Annotated in this window: 20 protein-coding genes; 10 read left to right on the plus strand and 10 right to left on the minus strand. The window is 47.0% G+C overall.

Features of this window, described 5'->3' with window-relative positions; all coding sequences use genetic code 11:
• Positions 1-183: 183 nt before the first annotated feature.
• Positions 184-381 (minus strand): AlpA family transcriptional regulator, encoded by a 198-nt coding sequence (locus A3751_RS21780; RefSeq protein WP_068490052.1) that lies wholly within the window; start codon positions 379-381, stop codon positions 184-186.
• A gap of 142 nt (positions 382-523) precedes the next feature.
• Here A3751_RS21780 and A3751_RS08580 point away from each other — a divergent pair, with 142 nt between their 5' ends.
• Complete coding sequence (locus tag A3751_RS08580) at positions 524-1,285, plus strand: nuclease-related domain-containing protein (protein WP_082863128.1); 762 nt, start codon at positions 524-526, stop codon at positions 1,283-1,285.
• Here the strand turns inward: A3751_RS08580 and A3751_RS08585 are convergent.
• Positions 1,282-2,121, minus strand: a complete 840-nt coding sequence (locus A3751_RS08585) for a hypothetical protein (RefSeq protein WP_197466243.1) — start codon at positions 2,119-2,121, stop codon at positions 1,282-1,284. The genes A3751_RS08580 and A3751_RS08585 overlap by 4 nt on opposite strands.
• 38 nt (positions 2,122-2,159) lie before the next feature.
• Complete coding sequence (locus tag A3751_RS08590) at positions 2,160-3,356, minus strand: tyrosine-type recombinase/integrase (protein ID WP_068454433.1); 1,197 nt, start codon at positions 3,354-3,356, stop codon at positions 2,160-2,162.
• 470 nt (positions 3,357-3,826) lie between these two features.
• On the opposite strand from A3751_RS08590, the gene A3751_RS23860 reads away from it, so the two are divergent.
• The gene (locus A3751_RS23860) at positions 3,827-4,366 is read left to right on the plus strand and encodes a hypothetical protein (protein WP_369821235.1); all 540 of its coding nucleotides are present in this window, start codon (positions 3,827-3,829) and stop codon (positions 4,364-4,366) included.
• Positions 4,299-4,694 (plus strand): EamA family transporter, encoded by a 396-nt coding sequence (locus A3751_RS23865; RefSeq protein ID WP_369821236.1) that lies wholly within the window; start codon positions 4,299-4,301, stop codon positions 4,692-4,694. Before A3751_RS23860 ends, A3751_RS23865 begins: the two co-directional genes overlap by 68 nt.
• On the opposite strand, the gene A3751_RS08600 is transcribed toward A3751_RS23865, so the two are convergent.
• Positions 4,691-5,311 carry a TetR/AcrR family transcriptional regulator gene (locus A3751_RS08600; RefSeq protein ID WP_068454436.1) on the minus strand — a complete coding sequence of 207 codons (621 nt, stop codon included), beginning with the start codon at positions 5,309-5,311 and terminating at the stop codon, positions 4,691-4,693. The genes A3751_RS23865 and A3751_RS08600 overlap by 4 nt on opposite strands.
• Before the next feature lie 167 nt (positions 5,312-5,478).
• Here A3751_RS08600 and A3751_RS08605 point away from each other — a divergent pair, with 167 nt between their 5' ends.
• From A3751_RS08605 to A3751_RS08620, 4 genes are all read left to right on the plus strand, one after another.
• Positions 5,479-6,885, plus strand: a complete 1,407-nt coding sequence (locus tag A3751_RS08605; protein WP_068454439.1) for an NAD(P)/FAD-dependent oxidoreductase — start codon at positions 5,479-5,481, stop codon at positions 6,883-6,885.
• Complete coding sequence (locus A3751_RS08610) at positions 6,882-7,706, plus strand: SDR family oxidoreductase (protein WP_068454442.1); 825 nt, start codon at positions 6,882-6,884, stop codon at positions 7,704-7,706. The genes A3751_RS08605 and A3751_RS08610 overlap by 4 nt, the downstream gene beginning before the upstream one ends.
• A 196-nt stretch (positions 7,707-7,902) precedes the next feature.
• Positions 7,903-9,528: a methyl-accepting chemotaxis protein gene (locus tag A3751_RS08615; protein ID WP_068454475.1), complete on the plus strand. Its 1,626-nt coding sequence runs from the start codon at positions 7,903-7,905 to the stop codon at positions 9,526-9,528.
• A gap of 142 nt (positions 9,529-9,670) precedes the next feature.
• Complete coding sequence (locus tag A3751_RS08620; protein ID WP_068490615.1) at positions 9,671-9,874, plus strand: hypothetical protein; 204 nt, start codon at positions 9,671-9,673, stop codon at positions 9,872-9,874.
• Between the two features lie 302 nt (positions 9,875-10,176).
• On the opposite strand, the gene A3751_RS08625 is transcribed toward A3751_RS08620, so the two are convergent.
• From A3751_RS08625 to A3751_RS08635, 3 genes are read right to left on the minus strand one after another with little or no spacing between them, the layout of a single operon-like run.
• Entirely contained in the window at positions 10,177-10,530 is a 354-nt protein-coding gene (locus A3751_RS08625; RefSeq protein WP_068454449.1) for a rhodanese-like domain-containing protein, read from the minus strand.
• A 45-nt stretch (positions 10,531-10,575) separates the two neighbouring features.
• Positions 10,576-10,767 carry a DUF2892 domain-containing protein gene (locus tag A3751_RS08630; protein ID WP_068454453.1) on the minus strand — a complete coding sequence of 64 codons (192 nt, stop codon included), beginning with the start codon at positions 10,765-10,767 and terminating at the stop codon, positions 10,576-10,578.
• Between the two features lie 42 nt (positions 10,768-10,809).
• Entirely contained in the window at positions 10,810-11,127 is a 318-nt protein-coding gene (locus A3751_RS08635) for a TraR/DksA family transcriptional regulator (protein ID WP_068454456.1), read from the minus strand.
• Positions 11,128-11,347: 220 nt separating this feature from the next.
• Here A3751_RS08635 and A3751_RS08640 point away from each other — a divergent pair, with 220 nt between their 5' ends.
• Positions 11,348-13,261, plus strand: a complete 1,914-nt coding sequence (locus A3751_RS08640; protein ID WP_068454460.1) for a propionyl-CoA synthetase — start codon at positions 11,348-11,350, stop codon at positions 13,259-13,261.
• A 454-nt stretch (positions 13,262-13,715) separates the two neighbouring features.
• The gene (locus A3751_RS08645; RefSeq protein WP_068454463.1) at positions 13,716-14,495 is read left to right on the plus strand and encodes an ABC transporter substrate-binding protein; all 780 of its coding nucleotides are present in this window, start codon (positions 13,716-13,718) and stop codon (positions 14,493-14,495) included.
• Between the two features lie 258 nt (positions 14,496-14,753).
• Here the strand turns inward: A3751_RS08645 and A3751_RS08650 are convergent, their stop codons facing one another.
• Entirely contained in the window at positions 14,754-16,040 is a 1,287-nt protein-coding gene (locus A3751_RS08650) for a methyl-accepting chemotaxis protein (RefSeq protein ID WP_197466244.1), read from the minus strand.
• Between the two features lie 354 nt (positions 16,041-16,394).
• On the opposite strand from A3751_RS08650, the gene A3751_RS23770 reads away from it, so the two are divergent.
• Positions 16,395-16,934, plus strand: a complete 540-nt coding sequence (locus tag A3751_RS23770) for a prepilin-type N-terminal cleavage/methylation domain-containing protein (protein WP_068454478.1) — start codon at positions 16,395-16,397, stop codon at positions 16,932-16,934.
• A 67-nt stretch (positions 16,935-17,001) separates the two neighbouring features.
• Here A3751_RS23770 and A3751_RS08660 read toward each other — a convergent pair whose 3' ends face one another.
• Positions 17,002-18,600 carry a phospholipase D family protein gene (locus tag A3751_RS08660; protein WP_068454469.1) on the minus strand — a complete coding sequence of 533 codons (1,599 nt, stop codon included), beginning with the start codon at positions 18,598-18,600 and terminating at the stop codon, positions 17,002-17,004.
• Between the two features lie 185 nt (positions 18,601-18,785).
• Positions 18,786-19,507, minus strand: a 722-nt coding sequence (locus A3751_RS08665; RefSeq protein WP_156492342.1) for a response regulator, incomplete at its 5' end; no start/stop codon positions are given.

Consider the following 19,507-nt stretch of genomic DNA (forward strand, 5'->3'; position numbering starts at 1 on the left):
ACTGGTTCTTGATGTTTTTGTGGCTGTTTTGTTGATACCCCAGCTAGGACGGGCTTTGGTGCCGGTTCCTTTCGGTTGGTGCTTCGGTTCTTTTCGGTTGACAGTTCGGTTCACTTTTTGGTTCCTGTTTCGGTTCTTGTTACCTATAGCCTCTGTAACGCCTCGTTTTTTTCAGAGAGTTATTCAATAGCTATATTGCGATGTTGAAGTTCGTATCTGCTTGTTTAAAAAATCATCTAGATCAGACATTCGATATCTGACAGCTCGACTTCCTATTTTTACGTAAGGGATTCGAGCGCCCGCCCAGCGATCCCTCTCTAAAAACGCTTTGCTAACGGTTAAGTGTTTTGCCGCTTCGGCTGTTGTTAGTAGTTGTGTCATTTCTTTGTTTCCTCTCTCTGGTTCGTTTGGTCTAAGTAAACTAGGCTTAAAGAAAGTTTGTAAGAGTTGTGCGGTACGTGTGCGATGCAGAAGTAGTGGTTCTGCATCGTAGAAGTAGTTTTTGGATGAGAAATAAACAGGTATGGATACTAAATCCCCTTTAAAAGCTAAGCCCCATAGGTATGCGGGCCAGTCGCTTGATGAAGAAATAGCAGATTTGATTAACGATAAACTCGGCTCTGTTATGTGGTTTGCTGGCTGTATGGCCGTGGTAGCCATGTACGAGTGGGCCAAATTTCTGGGCGATGCTCCTCCAGCACCGAAGACGATGACCGGCGTTGCATTAGTCGCTATCGGCTATGCGCTATTTAAGTTTTATAGAACGCGCAAAACAGTTAGACGGCTGAAGCAGGCAAGGGACGGAGAACAGGCCGTTGGGCAATTCTTAGAATCGCAGCGTAAGCAGGGTGGCTATATTTTTCACGATTTGGTTGGAAGCGGCTTTAATCTGGATCATGTGTTGATTAGCCCGAAGGGCGTCTTTGCTGTTGAGACAAAAACGTACTCTAAGCCCTCTAAAGGAAAGGCTGTTATTCATATTGAGGAAGGTTCTGTACTCGTGAACGGGTATGCTGCAACTCAAGATATCAATGCCCAGCTCTTAGCCCAAAAGAAATGGATTTCGGAAGAACTCTCAAAGCTCTCTGGAACCAAAGTAGAGGCTTGTGCTGTGCTCGTTTTTCCGGGCTGGTATGTCGAGGGGAAATTTGAGCAAGCCGGCCTTTGGGCAATGAATCCCAAAGGCTTTGCTAAGCGATTGCAGGGCTTGGATGACGTATACACTGAAGAGCAGGTTCGCCGATTGGCGAATATCCTTTCAATGCACTTGAGAGAAGCCTACTAGTCCGATTCTTTGAGCACTTTGCGTAGATGTCGTTTTAGCGCCTCTGGTTGAATTTTTCTCTGATCTGAGTGGTCGAGCTCCCGATGGAATTTTTCAGCTGCTTGGTTTTTGCTGCTAAATTTTCTAGTCCCTAAATTGTTCATATACCAAGTTGTATATTGCTCCTTTATGCGGGCGGTATCGGCATGTCGAGCGCTGGCTGCGGAAGTCGCCTTAGCAGCTTTATCAAAGCTTTCGTCAACGTAGTAAAGGTCAGTCGCTAAAAGTTGTAACTTATCACTACTGTAAATTGCACATCTTTGCAGTTCGAGGAGTAGATTCGTATTGAGTTCGACGTATTCCTCTCTGGTGCAAAGCCCGCTTTCAACTTTTTGAGCCTCTATCTCTACGAGCGCTAGGATTAATGCTCCTACCATGGCGAAGTCATGCGCATGAGTTTGGTATGGCTGTTCCGGCGAAAACTTTTCCTTGTATACATATAGTTGGTGGCTTGATACAAAATCAATTACATCGTTTACGGGGTGGGCTAGGTCGTCAAAGGACTTCTCAACGTAGGCGCCGGATAAGTTTCCTAGTAATTGGTCTAGATCATCAGTAGGCGATGCATCAGCCGGCTCTTTATAGGTTTTTAAAAGTGCTTGGTCGAGCTCGATCAGGGACTTTAACCAAGTTGAGATCCGTTCGGTGCTATAGCCCTCTAGCCCTAGGGCGATATGGCTAAACGCTCTCTCAAAAAAGCGACCGTTGGTATCTGGAAAGCACACTTTATCGAAGTTAGCTTGCTCGATCATTTTCAGCAATTTTTCAAATTCTTTTTGTTTGGAGCTCCATTCCATATTTTGAAGGAATGCTGTGCTAGTGTGGCCTTTAATAGTCATACGTTTACAGAGTTTAAATGTTTACAGATTGTTGTTGATATCCGATCCATCGGTTCGCGGAGTCTTTCGATATCGGAAATGATATAGCCCGCTGTTACATCATTGGGGTCTTTGTGGTTTAGCAAGCGTTTAAGTGCGTAAGCCGAAATGTCTAAGCTTTCGGCAATGGTGATAAAGGTTCTGCGTAGGTCGTGAATCGTAAACTTGATCCCACTTAGATCGCAAACACGTTTTACCGCTGTTCTAGGCTCCTTGAGATGTGAGTCATGCAAGGGGCTAGGGAATACCCATTCATTGCGCTTGTTTGCCTTAAGTATTTTGAGAGTATCATAAATCGCTTCGGTAATCGGTAGCGTGTGAGGGCGATTGTTCTTTGTATCAGGGATGGTAAAAGACAATCCCTTAATATCGACATCTTGCCAGCGCAGTTGCGCCGCTTCGGTTAACCGCAAGCCTGTTAATAGTACAAAGTGAAGATAAGCCCTAGTGACTGGCTGATTGAGTTGCAAGGTCGCTTTATACCAAGCATTTAACTCATGTGGGCGTATGATGGTTTGTCTTCGTTTGGTTGGGTACCAAGCGCGGTTATGACTAAGTCGAGCCACTGGATTGATCTGAATAATCGGTTGGCCGTTGCTGTCTTCATACTTGTTGATAGCGTGATTGAATATCGCGCGGAGCACACGCATTGCGCCGTTAGCATTCGCTTCGCCTTTTGCGCCTAATTCAGAATGCCGTTTCTCGACCATGTTTTTGCTAATGCTAACGAGGGGCTTGTTCTTCCAGTCGCCGAAGGAGCTATTAAGCTGACGACGGTATTCTTTCTCCGTTGAAGCTTTTAGATCTTTGCGGGCACGAATGTAATCATTGAAGGATTGTTCAAGCGTAATGTTCTTTGCTTTTTTATCGTTCTTCTCGGCAATGGGGTTTCTGCCAAATGCCACTTCACCTAGAAAGTTTTGCGCTAACTTTCGTGCTTGCTCGGCCGTAATTTGTCCGTACTTTCCAAGGGTTTTGCGCTTTACTTTTCCGTCTATGCGTTTTTCAACGATGAATGATTTTGAGCCTCCACTTGTAACGCGAAGGGCGAAGCCTCTTAGTGCTTCGTCGCGATAAAAAACTTGGGCCTGTTTTCCATTTTCATCGAGGGGAGGGAGCTCTACTTTATCGACGAAACTTTTGGTTATTTTCATGCTCGCACAATCTATTTTAAGGTCTAGGAATTAGTCTGTTGAGTCCAATATGTAGACGCAATGTAGACACTTCGTCTCAAATTTTGGCAAATTCGAGCTAAGTTCGTCAAACAGTGATTATGCTTGTGATGGTTTAAGTATATGAAATATAGAGGATATTAAAGTTTATGCGGGTTTGTTCAAAAAAAGACTCAAAAAACTTAAAATCTGCCGACCTTCGGGTCGTGCCGGTTCAATTCCGGCCCTCGGCACCATTTCTTCTTTTGTCCATTTACTGGTTTACGCCGAGTACGCTTTGGCCGCTGCGTGGCTTAAATTTGGTTAGTTAACACCTTAATAGAAGTCTTTTCGTCGCCTCTCGCTTGTTTGCTGTTGAACGAAGAGCGATCCGGTGTGTCTTACTCTTCGCTCAATCTGTTTATACTCTTGAATGGATCTGCAAAACGCGCACTATTTGGTTTCTGCACGCTATGAACACGTTTTTATATACCGTTGTTGCTTTGGTTGCCTTTGCGGGCAACTCGGTGCTTTGTCGCCTTGCACTGGAGCAAGCGGCTAGCGCTTCGCCGACGATTGACCCAGCTAGTTTTACTGCTCTTAGGCTTATTTCGGGTATGTTGGTGTTATTTCTCATTTTGAGCTTCCGCAAACGGGCAGATGGCCAAGCGTCGACAGGTAGTTGGCGCTCAGGCATTTTTCTATTTCTTTATACTGTTTCGTTTTCTTTTGCTTACAGTGCGCTAGATACGGGAACGGGGGCGTTGATTCTCTTCGCGTCCGTTCAATTAACGATGATTGGTGTGGGCTTGTTGAAGGGAGGCCGACTTTCTTTTGCTGAGAGTGTTGGATTTACCGTTGCTTTTTGTGGGCTCCTTTACTTGATGCTTCCCGGCGCTGGTGCACCATCGGCCATTGGCTTTTTACTGATGGTTCTGGCTGGAGGTGCATGGGGCTTGTACTCTGTTTCTGGTCAAGGCATCGCGAGATGCACTTGGCGATACGGCCTTTAATTTTGCTCGAACTTTGCCTTTTGTCTGCATGCTGTTTGTGTTGATGGCGATCAATAGTGAGATGAGTGCTGATGGAATTGTTTTGGCTGCTCTCTCTGGAGGTCTGACTTCAGGCCTCGGATACACGATATGGTTTTTGGCTGTTCGTGGGCTTTCCAACGCGCAGGCGGCAGCGGTGCAATTGCTCGTGCCGGTTATTGCTGCGGCTGGTGGCGTGTTATTTGTGGGAGAAGTTATTTCGCAGCGGTTAGTGCTCGCCTCGTTAATGATTTTGGGCGGCGTTGGGCTGGTCGTGTTCTGGAAAGGTCGCCAGGTTGATAGCGTTTAAGGTAGGGCATCCAATCGCAGCAGAGCAAGCGCCTTGTATTCATCAATAAACCTGTCGGCTTGAGCAGGTTCCATGTCGAGTGCAAGGCGTACGGTCATTCCGGCAGAGTGAAGAAGCAGTAGCACTGCGTTGTATATTTCGTTCGAAGAGCTGTTTTTTGAGAAGCAGCAAAGCTTATCCGTTAGCAGTCCGGCATTTTCTCTGCTGTCTTGGGCGTCAAGTTCTTTGAGTTTAGGATTCGCCTGCAGTCCGGCCCAAAGGATTGCCAGGGTAGGCTCTTGTTTGAATGTTGCATAAAACAGATCAATCCCCTGGATGATTCCTTTTTTGAGGTCTTCTCGGCATTGGCAGCAGTCCACAAAATGTCTTAAGCCCTGTCTTATCTCTTCAAAATAGCTCTGCATGATGGCTTCAAGAATGGCGTTTTTGTCGGGAAAGTATTGGTAAATTGAGCTGATAGGAACGTTTGCCTGCTTCGCGATTTCGCGCATGCTCACTGAGTCATTTCCCCTTTCACCAATAAGTTGTTTGGCGGTGTTCACCACAAGCTCATATCGCTCTTTACTGCGCTTTTGTGTTGGGGTGCGTCTTGATGTTTTCGTATTGTTCGCCGCCACGTAATTGCCTTGGGGTTAGGTGTGTCACTCGTCTGTGTATTGACAAATAATATCTGATCATTGATCATATTTCAAAACATGATCAATGATCAGATAATTTCTAGGGTCGGCTTTGGACGGTCACTACCGACTGCAAGACGTAATCTACAAGCAATAGGTGATAAACAATGAATGCGACGACCAAGTTAGGCTCAAACGACAAAGTCGCCATTATTGGCGCGGGTCCAGCGGGACTTGCTACTGCGCGAGCACTTGCAGCGTTAAATATTCCCTTCGTGGTTTATGAGAAGCACAAAAATGTTGGCGGCATCTGGGATTTAGAGAACGAAGGTTCGCCGATGTATGCTTCAGCGCACTTTATCTCTTCCAAGACAATGTCTGGCCATTTAGGTTTTCCGATGCCTGAGGATTACCCAGATTACCCTTCGAACAAGCAAATTTTCGAGTATATAAAAAGCTTTGCTGAGCATTATGGTTTATTGCAACACATACGCTTTCAAACCAAAGTGGCCCAGATCGAATTCAAAGAGGGGCTCTGGTTAATTCAGGGTGAGGATGCGCACGGAGAGCGCTTTTCTGACGAGTCGCGATGGCTAGTCTGTGCATCGGGTACAAACTGGTACAAACACCAGCCGACATTGAAGGGGCAGGAAAACTTTACCGGCGAGGTGCTTCATTCCGTTGACTATCATGATCCACAAAGCTTAAAGGGCCAGAATGTGTTGGTGGTGGGTGCCGGCAACTCTGGAGTCGACATTGCTTGTGACGCCGCATACATGGCCGACAATGCCTATATTAGTTTGCGTCGTGGTTACCACTTCGTGCCTAAGCATATATTTGGAATGCCTGCTGATGTGTTTGGTGCTCAAAGCGACTGGATGCCGATCAAGTTATCGCAGCTTGTCTTCGGTGGTTTACTGCGCATGCTCAATGGCGATTTGACGCGTCTTGGTTTGCAAAAGCCAGATCATAAAGTGCTTTCAAGCCATCCCATATTAAATACGCAGATACTTCATTATTTGCAGCATGGGGACATCAAGGCGATGCCGGATATAGAGTATCTTGATGGCAACACCGTTTACTTTGTCGACGGCAGTCATGCTCAGGTCGATAAGGTGATTCTTGCAACAGGTTATGATTGGAAGATCCCTTACCTTGATGCCTCTTTCTTTGAGTGGAAGGGGCATCGGCCGCAAACGTTCATGAAAATGTTTAACCCAAAGCATCCCAGCTTATTTATCAATGGCTATATTGAAACCAATGGCGGCGCCTACAAACTTTTTGATGATATGGCTTATCTCATCGCAAAAACGGTTGAAACGCAGCTTCAAGATCCTGAGCAAGCCAAGAAAGTACAAGCGTTTGTTGAGGGCCGCGAGCCGCAGCTTGGAGGTAAGGTTCACTATGTAAGCTCAAACAGACATCAGGGTTACACAAACGCTAATGCATTCAAACGTGCGATGAAGCAAATGCGGAATGCTTTTTGTTGGCCAGAACCAAGTGAGCAGTTCTACAAATCGATCAACTCGAAAGAGGGCTTATCTCGTCAAATTGCAGAGGTTAAGACCCCGTGAACAAGCCTAAACAGTGGGCGCTGGTAACTGGTGCTGCGAGTGGGATTGGAAGAGGCGTAGCGCTGAACTTAGCGCAGCAAGGCTATCGCTTATTTTTGGTAGATGTCGATCAAGCCGGTTTAAGTGCTCTTATTGAAGAACACCCGCGCGCTCTTCACGGAGCTTGTTTGAAGCACGCTGACCTTACAAATATAGAAGTTCTTAATGCGCTTTGTGATGAAATTGAGGGTTTTGAAGAACCTCTTGCTTGCGCGTTTTTGAACGCAGGTGTCGTGACGCCCGGAGAGGTGTCGGCGGTGTCGCGAGAGCTGTTAACGCGCGACATCGATATAAATCTCAAAAGTACCATGTGGCTCAATCAGGCTTGCGCTAGAAAGATGCAGGTTCAGGGCTTTGGGCATATTATTAATACAGCTTCAATGGCCGCATTAGTGGCTCTGAAGGGTGCCGCTCCATACTCTGCATCAAAGTTTGGTTTGAGGGGTTTTTTAATTGCTTTGCGTGAGGAGTTAAAAAATAGCGGCGTGGCTGTCTCAATGATCCTGCCGAGCGCGATTGATACGCCTATGCTTCGTTACGAGGCCGAAAACGGCGGTAGCGCTTTGAACTTTCTAAGCTCGCCGTCAAAGATTGAGGATGTGGTAAAGGCCTTCAATAAGGCACAGCGTAGTCAGCGCCTAGAGTACTTTGTCCCATATATCGATAGCTTTCTGGGTAGGCTGGTCTGTCTGTTTCCATTTTTGTTAAGTGGCCTGTATCCCCTTTTATCTGCAATCGGTGAGCGAGGCAGAAAGAAGTTTCTGCGTCGCCAAGCCCCTTAAGTGACCCCCCGCCGGATCACTACGCAATCACCTCAATGTATTCAAGATATTTGTTGCTGAGTGTATTTGTACTATCAAGTCACAATAAAAACGGTCGTTATAGAGTGTTAAGGGGAATACATCAGCCATAGCCTTGCTTTGTCGATTATATGGGCTTTAATTGATGCGGAATTATAACGAAAACATGGTGACAAAAATGACTTGGATAAACCGAAGCATTCGAAACAAGCTAATGGCCATTATCGGCATTGGGGCGTTATCGATTGTGCTAGCATCCATCGCCTCTTTCAGCTCTGCTTTGTCTGGGATGCAGGGCTTTGAAAGCCTCGTTGAAAAGGATATCGCCAACGAGCGTCTTATCACAAAGATGCTGGTTGATTTTAAAACGCAGGTGCAAGAATGGAAGAACACGCTGTTGCGTGGAGAGGATTCTGAGCAGCGGACGAAATATTGGCAGCGCTTTCAAGATCGGGAGCAGGATATTCAAGATGAAGGGCGAGAGCTTTTAAGTCATCTTGAGCAAGGCGAAGCAGCAACGCTTGTATCTCGCTTTCTGGATGCACATAAAAGTATGGGTTCTGCATATCGCCAGGGCTTTGATGCATTTGAAGCGCAGGGTTATGACCATCGCGCTGGCGACAAGGCGGTGAAGGGTATTGACCGAGAGCCAGCAAAGTTGCTTTCGGAAGCGGCAGGCAAAATTGCTGAAATGGTGAAGCTTCGTAGTGAAGAAGCGGCGGCGAAAGCCTATTCTGGTTTGACGGTGTTTAACACTGTTTTGGGCGTGGTGATTGTGTTGTTTGCCTTGGCATCTATCTGGGTCATCAATAAAGCTATCGTGGCGCCTAGCCAGGAACTGATTGGTGTGATTTCGCGTATCAGCTCAGGCAAGATCAATAATGAAATCCATATCCAACGCGACGATGAGCTAGGCAAACTGGCGGATGCATCTCGGCATTTACAGAGCTTTCTGCAGGAATTAGCCCATCGCTTGAATTCGACGGATGAGGATCTAAAAAGCGTCTCGCAGCATTTAGCCGAGTCTTCAGAGGCCTTGGTAAACAAAGTGTCTACGGCTAACGAGTCGACGGATCATATCGCTTCCGCGATGACCGAGATGAGCGCAACTGCGCAGGAAGTGGCGGGCCACGCAGCCTCTGCGGCGAATCTCGCGCAAGAAGCGGACGAAGCCGCGAAAGATGGCGTGCAGACAATGGGTAGTGCGCAAGAATCGATAAATCGGCTTGCTACGCAAATATCCGATACCGTTGAGGTTGTTAAGCGTCTTGAAGAAGACACCAACAATGTGGGAACGGTTCTGAGTGTGATTCGCGGTATTGCAGAGCAAACGAATCTGTTAGCGCTCAACGCCGCGATTGAAGCGGCGCGTGCTGGCGAGCAAGGCAGAGGCTTTGCCGTGGTTGCCGATGAGGTTCGTTCTCTCGCTCAGAAAACCCAGCAGTCGACGACCGAAATTGAAGACATTATTGAAAGTGTGCAAAGCGGTGCAAAAAATACAGCTGAGGTTATGAACGCAAGCTCTGAGGTGACAGCAAATAGTGCTGACATGTTTAATCAGGCGAGTGAAAAGCTGGATGTGATTAGCTCTAGTATTTCACAAATCAATGGCTTAAATATGCAAGTAGCAACCGCTGCAGAAGAGCAGACGAATGTTTCTGAAGATATCGCCAGAACCGTTGTTGAGATGTCAGATCTGGTAGAGGCGACAGCCCAATCGGCGAATCAGAGTTTGGAGATGTCACAGCAGCTGAGTAACGCGGCTACGAATTTAGAAGAGCTAAGCGCCACTTTTAGAACCTAGTGAGTTGCATCTTTTCATCAAAAAAGAGCGCAGATTGCGCTCTTTTTTTTGCATGTCAGATTCGTTTAAACCGAAGCGCTAGCTGCATCGTAAAGAAAGTGAGAGGGGAGTTAAATAAAATTTCAACCGGGGGGTTATGTCCATGTCACGGCTAGCGAATTGCGAAGCAACGCGAATCGAAATTAGAGAAAAGGCGCTTAGGAACGCATTAGAGCGAAACACCTACGGCACTCGTGCACGTTTTGCGGCATCGGATACAGAGTCTGTATTAGTAGAAGATGCAGCGTCAATGTCACCAGAGTTGTTTGACCGACTCGTGACTAAGAGCGTTTCTCTGATTAACTAGGCTCGCTCCAATTGCGGTCGCGCCGTCGTTTTTGTCAAACCTAGGTTTTGAATGTTTGCCCGATAAGAGGTCAGAAGTCGAGTGCCTTAGTCTTAAACTAAGAGAGGTCGTTGGCGCAAGATCTTGCATTGACAGTCTCAGGTTTGCTGGTCATTGATAAGGCCGGCGTACGTTGATCAATAGAATGGTTTCCTCAGGGGTTTAGACTAAGGCTTAAAGTGGCTTATCGGAATCTTAAAGGGGGCACTGACAATCTTTGACTGTTTATCAGCGCTTATTTCAGCCGGAGTCTTTTTTCTGCTTTAATTTTCGTTTTCGGTCGTGTTCTTTTTGCTCTCACTCGTTCTCAGCGCACGTGCCGCTTTTGCAGCCTCTAGTGTTTTCAGATTCACAACATTCGTGTATCCGAGTTGCTGCAGTGTCGACATCGCAATGTCTGCGCGTCTGCCACTGCGACAGTAAAGAACGATCTCGCTGCCTTTATCTGCGCTTATCCCGGTGATGCCGGTGGTTATTTGGTCAAAGGGGATATTGATTGCGTTCTGAACATGTTCTTCAGAGAATTCTTGTGGGGTGCGGACATCTAGCCAGATTGGCTCGGAGGCATACGTTATGCTCGTAAGCAGAGCAAGTAGCAATGATGTGGTAAGTCGCACAATATACCCCCTATAGAAACCAATGTGTTGAGTCGCGTAGTGTCCCTACTTAGCATCAAGAGGGCAAGTATTTAGCCCGATGATTTTATACAAGGGGCAAAAGCCAATCACACCAGTGATCAGCGGCACGAGACCAATCCACCCCCAAGCCGATTGTGGCCCGATAAAAACTAGACTGATCAATACCATGCCTAAAATTATTCTGATGCTTCGATCTATGCGGCCTTCATTCTTCATGAGCTTATCCTGTCTTGTCTCTATGACATAATCTGGGTTTGTTTACTCAGCGCAATTGATGCACTTAGCTGCGTGAGGAAGGGCTTCTAAACGCGCCTCGTTAATTTTACCGCCGCAGGATTCACAGTGTCCGTATTCGCCCTTTTCAATGCGCGCCAGAGCCGCGTTTACTAACGCGAGCTCATGTTTTGCTTCTTCATCTAAGCGTTCAACGACTTCTTCGTTTTCCATCTCAACGGCTTGCTCAGCGAAGTCTTGACTCACTGGTTCTTCACGATGCAATAAGTGTTTTTCAGTATTCTCTACTCGTTTCTCGTACTCGGCCTTTAACTCGAGTAGTTTGTTTTTCGCTTGTTCCATGAAGTTTCTCCATCGGGTAGTCATCAATACGCAGTGATCAGTACATCAGCACTGCCGCTTCATTCTTGCATGTGATTAGAATAATCCTACCTCGAAGCGCGGCGCTTGATCTGGCTCAACTATGGATAGTATTCGATTTAGAGCACGACTAAGGTCGAATTTCGGTTCGATGCAGCCGAGAGTAGTCTTTTGAAAAACCAAGCATATACGGTGATTTAAGATGGCTAGCTACAACGACGAATACACACGATCTATCGAACAACCCGAAGCCTTTTGGGCAAAGCAGGCTCGTCGCCTTGCTTGGACAACATTTCCCGAAACGATTTGTAGCAAGGATCAAAATGGCGTTGATCGTTGGTTCACCGACGGCTCGCTGAACACCTCGGCGTTGTGTTTGGATGATCAGGTGCTGCAGGGCAGGGGGGATCAGGTTGCAATTTACTATGACTCGCCAGTGACAAACACCAAGGAAGAGATTACCTATAGCCAGTTGCTTGACAGGGTTGCGAAGTTTGCCGGGGTTTTGAAGAGCAAGGGTGTTGGCAAAGGCGACACTGTTTTGATCTATATGCCGATGATTCCGGAAGCCGCTGTCGCCATGCTTGCTGTGGCCAGATTAGGTGCAATACATTCTGTTGTTTTTGGAGGCTTTGCCGCACATGAGTTGGCCATTCGCATTAATGATGCAGAACCAAGCGTTATAGTGTCCGCCTCATGCGGTATCGAAATTGATCGCCTGATCCCCTATAAACCCCTTCTCGATCAAGCTTTGAACGACGCCAAACATGAGGTGTCGACTTGCATCATCGCTCAGCGCGCCGAATGTGCTGCCGAGCTTCAACAAGGCCGTGATTTCTCGTGGTATGAACTGGTAGAGCATGCAGCACCCGCAGATCCTGTTTCTGTATCATCGACTGATCCGCTCTATATTCTCTATACATCAGGAACCACTGGCGCACCAAAAGGCGTGGTGCGAGACAATGGTAGCCATGCCGTTGCAATGCGCTATAGCATGCAGGCCGTTTATAACATGCATCCAGGTGAGGTATTTTGGGCGGCGTCGGATGTTGGCTGGGTGGTTGGTCACTCGTATATTGTTTATGCCCCGCTAATGACCGGACTTTCAACAGTGCTCTATGAAGGAAAACCGGTTAAAACCCCCGATGCAGGCGCATTTTGGCGTGTTATCGAAGAGTACAAGGTAAAGGCGCTGTTTTCTGCACCAACAGCGTTTCGAGCAATCAAAAAAGAAGATCCCAATGGGGCGCTGATTCGGCTCTATGATGTGGGCAGTCTTGAAGCCGTGTTTGTTGCAGGAGAGCGTCTTGATCCGCCCACACTCGAGTGGATTGAGCGAACCACAAATTTGCCGGTGGTTGATCATTGGTGGCAGACCGAAACAGGTTGGGCGATTTGCGGGAATCCTTTGGGTATTGAGCAGCTGCCTGTAAAAGCCGGTTCAGCCACAAAGCCTAGTCCAGGCTTTGATGTACGCATTCTAGATGATCAGGGAAATGAACTCCCGTCCAATCAGCAGGGTAATATCGCCATTAAGCTCCCCTTACCACCAAGTTGCTTGCCGACTATTTGGAAGAATTTTGATCGTTTTAAGACAGGATATCTTGCCGATTTTCCGGGGTACTATTGTTCTGGTGATGGCGGATATAAAGACGATGAGGGCTACGTGTTCATTATGGGGCGTACCGACGATGTGATTAACATTGCCGGGCATCGATTCTCAACCGGAGAGATGGAGGAGTTGGTTGCGAGTCATGATGCAGTAGCAGAGTGTGCGGTTATTGGTATTGCTGATGAGTTGAAAGGGCAGATACCGCTCGCCTTTGTTTTGCTCAAGGATGGTGTTAAAAGCGACGAGGCGACGATAGAGAAGGAGCTTGTTGCTTTAATCCGCAAGCAAATTGGAGCTGTTGCATGTTTTAAAACGGTGCTCGTCATGCCTCGTTTGCCGAAAACGCGATCAGGAAAAATCTTGCGTAAGCTCATGCGCCAGGTTGCTGATGGCGAGCAGTATACGATTCCTTCTACGATCGACGACCCGAGTAGTGTCGAGGATATTCGCGCAGCATTAGAGCGACGAGAGCTGGGCGCACTAGCACCAGAGAAAGCGTCCTAGCGGAGCAATAAGTCTCGTCATTCGAGAACGATAGAAGATAGTGGAAGGTCCACACATAACCAGCTTTCTTATCGTATTTTTTCGAATCCGTAACAATGGTTTTGCAAGAAGGCGCGCATTTAACGTGGTGGGTGAGACAGTGATTCCTTGCATAATGTATCACTGAAACGGACTCGATTTTGCTTTTCTGTTTGGCCGATAAAATCGGATCTCTCCAACGCAAAGGAGCTTTTTATCCATTGAATAATCTAGTTCTGTCGTGATTTTCGGGCCTTCAAATTCGTGAATGTCTCAAGGAGACCTTTCTCGCGGCGCAGAATCTGTGACCGTAATTGGCAAATTGTTTTACATAATCAAACTATATTTAACGATTGGGCAGGATATACTACGGAGTAGCTGTGTGTTTTTTGCACAGCTTTGAAGCGTCTCAGTATCTCTATGTTTGGCAGTATTTATGGCTCGGATTGGTGTTTATCAACAAGTTGTCTTGCTACTGGTATTATTGGTTCAGGTGTCTTCTGTTTTTGGAGATCACCCAGATCTAGCGATATTTGTCGATAATAGTTACCCCCCTTACATGTATGAGCCTGAAGAAAAAGATGTTGCAGGTTTATATCCCAAGCTTTTGTTAGAAATAATAAGTGGCACCAGCGTTACAGCTGAGATTGTCGCGGTTCCGTGGAAGCGTGCCTTGTTATACGGTGGCGATGGTGTGGGGGCTGTGGGAGGCGCTTACAAAAATGATAAGCGTTTGAAAAAATACGACTATTCTGCCCCCCTTTACGAGGAAAAGATGGTGATCTTTGTAAATAAAGGACAACAGTTTGAATATAACGATTTAGATGACCTTTCTGGGAAAACGATAGGTGTAAATCGGGGTTGGTCTTATGGGCAAAAGTTTGATGCAGCGCGAGAGAAAGAACTGTTCAAGGTGAATGTTCGCGCAGACCTGAGTGATAACTTCAAAATGTTAGCGCTGGGGAGAATCGATTGCTTGATTTTGGATCAACTGTCGGGCGAATCGTATATTCAACACTTGGGGTTAAACGACAAAATTGTTGCTTTACCTGTCCCATTTTCCCTAAACAACAGTCATCTCATCATCCCAAAAGAACTGGATATGAAAGCGTTCTTGAAAGAATTTGATGCTAGCCTCGCCAAAATGCGAGAAGCTGGAACGTATGACGACATAGTCCAACAATTCATCCAAGATACCGTTTCTTCGCACGAATAGTGGCGCTTTCAGAAAGCATGTTGGGTGAACGAGATTGTGTTTGTCGTGCTCTGGTGAGCGGCCCTGATGATTGGTCTTGATGAGCGGCCCCGGTGATTGCTTTTGATCATGTTCTATCTCAAATAGAAAAGGGCAGTTACCGCGAGCGCCGGAAGTGAATGATCTGGGTTTTGGTGAGGGCCGCCAACGGGCGAGACCCGGAATGAGCAACGAACGTGTCAGGTCTGCAAGAGCATGTAAGTTAAGCGCCGATGATGGTTATCGGCGTTTTATAAATTCAGAGAGGATGTCTAATACCGTATCTGAATACTGGATCAATTGCTCTACCGCACCTTGTAAAGACGCTGGTTCCGCTCCAGAGCGTGCAAGTTGATATATTTCGATCCCAGTTGAGTGAACTTTTGGATGGATATCATCATAAAGCTCTTTGAAGCGTGATTCTTCTTTCAGCAATTGCCCTTCTTCAGACATCAAAAACTTTCCTAATCGACACTGGGTGTGATCTTTGAGTTCGCTTTCTTGAATGCTATTTTCGCCAAACAAGGCAAAACGAATTACTTTATCAACCCAAACGATATGGTCACTTTGCGCCATGCGCAAAAGCATTTTTGCGTCACTCGTATCGAACTGACTAAGGCTTTCGACTTGCAGATTTCGCAGCGTCTCCACTTTGTGGAACATCTCTTTAAATACGGCAGATGATTCGCTAATGCCATCTGCCGTTCTCTGAACACCTTTTGCCATGTCGGATGCTACATGAGCTTGCTGGGTTGCTGCAGAGGCAATTTGCGTTGTTGAATGTACGTTCTCTGCTGCGGCCGAACTGGCGTCAGAAACAGTTTGAATAAGCTGATCACGGTTCTCATGCGAGTCTTCGAGAACCTCTATCGTACCCTCAACGATTCTCGCGACATCATGAGCGCCGTTTACAACTCCATTTACGATGCTCTCAATCTCTCTTGCCGCTTCTGCACTTCGCCCTGCCAAGCCACGAACTTCATCAGCGACAACAGAAAATCCGCGGCCATACTCGCCAGCCCTTGCTGCTTCAATTGCGGCATTGAGCGCTAGTAGATTTGTCTGGTCTGCTATCTCGTTGACCGTGGTCGTGAGTTGTATGATGCTTTTTGTCTGCTCTACAAACGATGCCGCATTGGTGCCGACGTCTTTGACGGATGTTTCAATTGAGTCGAGTTTTTTGACGAGTAAATTAAGCGCTTCAAAACCTTTTGAAGCCTCATTGCTTGTTTGCCCTGCACGCTCAAGAACTTGTTGGCCAAGAGACTCAATTTCTTGAGCTGTTGAGGACATCTCCTCGATCGCGCTGGCTAATTGAACGGACTCAGAGACCATGTCATCCAGTTTGCTATTTAACTGCAGTCCTTCGATCCCGAAGAGTGATACGGTCCTCGCGGAATCGACCGTTCTGTCGGCGATGACAAGCAGATTCTTATTTTTGTTTTCAGATATGAAAGGGCTTAGCCAAGAAGGGGCGTTGTCTGGTGAAGCTTCTCCATTTGCTCGCTTCGATAACCAATATGTCACTGTCGATTCTTTTAAAAACATTACTTGCGGCACTCACATTATTTTTACTAAAGACTCTAAATATAGTCGGTATAAGGGTGTTAGCCAGTAATGTGGGCCTATCAACTACGTGCTGAATACGAAGGAGGCAGTCCTGCTTTTGCCGTTTTCTTGATGGGTGAGTTTGGCGATTATTTTTAGAGCAAAAAAGTGCGCTTGGTGCTTTGTATTAGGCCTTGTGGCTGTTGAGAGGGCGAGCATCGATTTGCTTGGCTGATAGGGTGTACAAAGGTGTTTTCGCCGCTATTATGACTATATAAGACATTATTATTTGCTCAGAGCGAGTATCCGCTGTTCATGGTTGAAGTAGGTTCTATGAGGTTAGTCAGTTCAGATCGTTTGCCCCGAAAGTGTGTAGGGCAATCGGGTTTTACCTTGATTGAGTTAGTATTAGTTATCGTGTTGCTTGGGGTCTTGGCGGCGTTTGCACTGCCTCGGTTTGCAGACTTAACGCAAACATCTCGAGTGTCTACTCTCGAGGGAATAAGGGGCGCTATGCTGTCGACAATCGGCGTGGTTCGCAGTAAAGCATATGTGCAAGGACTCAGCGTGGCATCCGCAAATCCGCCCAGTCAGGCGTCATATATTGTCGAGACAGAGGCTGGAAGATCAGAGGTGGATTGGCGAAATTTATGTCCGGAAAGCAGGGCTGAGTTAGCAGATGCTTTAGAAATGGCTGATCATATCGATTTTAGAGAAATCGGAGGCCTAAGCCTTGTTGTCAATAATCGCTATACGCGCATCGGTTATGATATTCGGGGCTCTGGCGCGCCGACGGCCAACGGCTGTTATGTGACGTACGATTCATTTGGTGACCCGAATTGCACGGTCTCTCTCATTACAACGGATTGCTAGATTTTTCTGAGCTTAAGCTTGAGCTTGAGAGTTTTTACATCATTGATTTGTTGCACATGTTAGGTACTTAAAGCAAGGGCTCGATGGGTAGGAATGAGAACAACCCTATCACGGCCCTTTGGTAAAAGCTGGTGTTAGGCTCTTCTTCGTAACGTCGGGTTTCTGCCCCATTATGTTCTATCCATTCGAGATCTTTGTTTTCATTGAGCACCACTTCATAGGCCGCTTGTTTTATTTGTTCATCAAACTCGGTTTCTAATGCCATGGCAAGCTGAGGGCTCTCGATAAGAAACCCGAGCTCTGTATTGAGACTGAGTGATCTTGGGTCAAAGTTGAACGAGCCCACAAACAGCGTGTTACTGTCGACAGCAAATGTCTTGGCATGCAGGCTCGCTTCAGAACTACCTATGCTTGCGGTTTTCCGCGTTTGAGGTGTTGCCTCTATAGCGCCGAATTTGCGAAGCTCGTATAGCTGAACGCCCGCTTCTAGCAAAGGGCGACGGTACTTTGCATAGCCCGAGTGGACCAAAGCAACGTCGTTCGCTTCAAGCGAATTCGTCAAGACCTTTATCTCGACGCCTTTTTCTTCTAAATCACGAAACAGCTGAACCCCGGTGTCACCCGGGACGAAGTAAGGCGAGATGAGGGTAAAAGAGCGTTGCGGACTACCGAGTAGCTGATCCAGCTGCTGAACCAAAAGCCCATTTTCGGGAGTTGGACCGAATATTTTAGCTGGATCATCGCTCACTAGGTTCACTGTAGCGTAGACAGGTTTAAGCACTTGGTTTTGTAGGTCGTTAAGAAGCGGGGATGCTTTGATCGCAGATATAAACGGTTTTGCTTCAGTTGAAAGAACCGTACTCTCAAGCTCCATCCCTAACGATCGCAAATCCTCCTTGTTGGATGCTTCTACAAGCTGCTCTATCGGGTAGGCGGAAATACTAGACCAATAACGGTCAAAATCCTTCGAAACATGATCGACAATTGGTCCGGTTGCCAGCACATCCAGATCCGTGAACTGAATGCCATTATCTGCGCCAAAGTACTCGTTGGCGACATTTCGTCCGCCTACAATGCTGATCTGGTTATCAACCGTAAATGATTTGTTATGCATTCTTCGGTTGATGCGCTGAAAGTCGGTTAAATAATCAATGGACTTAAAACTGCGAACCGAATAGGGGTTGAAGAGTCGTACCTCAATGTGGCGATGGGCATCCAAGGTGGCAAGCGTTTTATCCATTCCTGAAGAGCCATGGTCATCGAGCAGAAGCCTTACTCTGACGCCTCGATCAGCCGCACGGATTAACGTGCGAAGCAACAACTTGCCAGCAATGTCTTCACGCCAAATATAGTACTGTAAGTCGATCGAAAGCTCGCTGGCCTCTGCCAAAAGTGCTCGCGCGACGAACGCATCGACTGGGTCTTCCAAAGTGACAATTCCGCTAAGTTTGTCCGTCGCCTTATTTAGATGCTCGGCGAGTACTGTTACGGATTGGCCAATGCCTGTTTGAGTAGACTTTGATGGCGGAAAAGCTTGACTTTGAGCTCTCTTATCAAGCGCGGGTAAGGCACATCCTCCAAGCGCTGTTGCGCAGAGTAATAGCCAAAAAATGAAACTCCTTTTAGAGAGAGACGATATGTGCTTGCGCTCCAGCGTTACCTTCATTTTTCTCGCATCGACACGTATAAATCAAAGCATGAGTGTGCAACATATGTGAGGTGATCGCCACTTTCGATGCGCGATCGTCATTGAATACGAAAGCGTTTATTTAAGGGGGAGGGTGGAGTATGCGATTGATGCATCTCAATGCAAAAAAGCCGCACTTCGCGCAGGCGATGACCCAAACGTTGCTACGGCGTATGGATCCATCTGGACAGTACGTTTCTCAGAGCGCTTTCTTCGATAGGCTTGGCGACGTGCTCATTCATGCCAACCTCTAGGCAGCGTTCACGATCGCCTATCATCGCGTTGGCTGTTAAGGCAATGATTGGAATCTTCGCATGTGTCTCTCCAGCTTCGCCTTCGCGAATCCGCAGTGTTGCCTCGTATCCATCCATCTCGGGCATTTGGCAGTCCATGAGGATCAGTTCGTAAGCGCTTCGATTGAGTTGATCAATCGCCTCTAGGCCATTCCCGCATATATCAACGTGTAAGCCCATATGTTCTAGCATATATTTGGCGACTAGTTGATTGACTTCGTTGTCTTCAACGAGGAGGATTTTATGTCCGGAAAAACTGAATTCACCTGCTGCGAGATCGGTTTTTGACGAATCAGCAGGTGAGACAGAAACGCCTCTTTGCTGACTTAGTGTTCCATCCAAAAGCCCGATATCAAACGTAAAGCAACTACCTGAGCCAAGCTCGCTCGTTGCTTGTATTGTGCCGTCCATTAATTCACAGAGTTTTTTACAGATTGATAAGCCAAGACCTGTGCCACCGAATTTGCGTGTGGTTGAGGCATCTGCTTGACTAAATTCCTCGAAAAGCTCTTCAAGTTGATCGGGTGCGATCCCAATGCCCGTGTCTTGAACCGAGACGAAGAGTCTGAGCGTACTTTCGTTTGTCTTCTCGG

It is taken from the genome of Oleiphilus sp. HI0080, assembly GCF_001635135.1.

Coding starts and splice junctions, on each gene's coding strand:
- A3751_RS21780 (WP_068490052.1), bottom strand. CDS start 381: ATGACACAACTACTAACAACAGCCGAAGCGGCAAAACACTTAACCGTT.
- A3751_RS08580 (WP_082863128.1), top strand. CDS start 524: ATGGATACTAAATCCCCTTTAAAAGCTAAGCCCCATAGGTATGCGGGC.
- A3751_RS08585 (WP_197466243.1), bottom strand. CDS start 2,121: ATGGAATGGAGCTCCAAACAAAAAGAATTTGAAAAATTGCTGAAAATG.
- A3751_RS08590 (WP_068454433.1), bottom strand. CDS start 3,356: ATGAAAATAACCAAAAGTTTCGTCGATAAAGTAGAGCTCCCTCCCCTC.
- A3751_RS23860 (WP_369821235.1), top strand. CDS start 3,827: ATGAACACGTTTTTATATACCGTTGTTGCTTTGGTTGCCTTTGCGGGC.
- A3751_RS08605 (WP_068454439.1), top strand. CDS start 5,479: ATGAATGCGACGACCAAGTTAGGCTCAAACGACAAAGTCGCCATTATT.
- A3751_RS08615 (WP_068454475.1), top strand. CDS start 7,903: ATGACTTGGATAAACCGAAGCATTCGAAACAAGCTAATGGCCATTATC.
- A3751_RS08620 (WP_068490615.1), top strand. CDS start 9,671: ATGTCACGGCTAGCGAATTGCGAAGCAACGCGAATCGAAATTAGAGAA.
- A3751_RS08630 (WP_068454453.1), bottom strand. CDS start 10,767: ATGAAGAATGAAGGCCGCATAGATCGAAGCATCAGAATAATTTTAGGC.
- A3751_RS08635 (WP_068454456.1), bottom strand. CDS start 11,127: ATGGAACAAGCGAAAAACAAACTACTCGAGTTAAAGGCCGAGTACGAG.
- A3751_RS08640 (WP_068454460.1), top strand. CDS start 11,348: ATGGCTAGCTACAACGACGAATACACACGATCTATCGAACAACCCGAA.
- A3751_RS08645 (WP_068454463.1), top strand. CDS start 13,716: ATGGCTCGGATTGGTGTTTATCAACAAGTTGTCTTGCTACTGGTATTA.
- A3751_RS23770 (WP_068454478.1), top strand. CDS start 16,395: ATGAGGTTAGTCAGTTCAGATCGTTTGCCCCGAAAGTGTGTAGGGCAA.
- A3751_RS08660 (WP_068454469.1), bottom strand. CDS start 18,600: ATGAAGGTAACGCTGGAGCGCAAGCACATATCGTCTCTCTCTAAAAGG.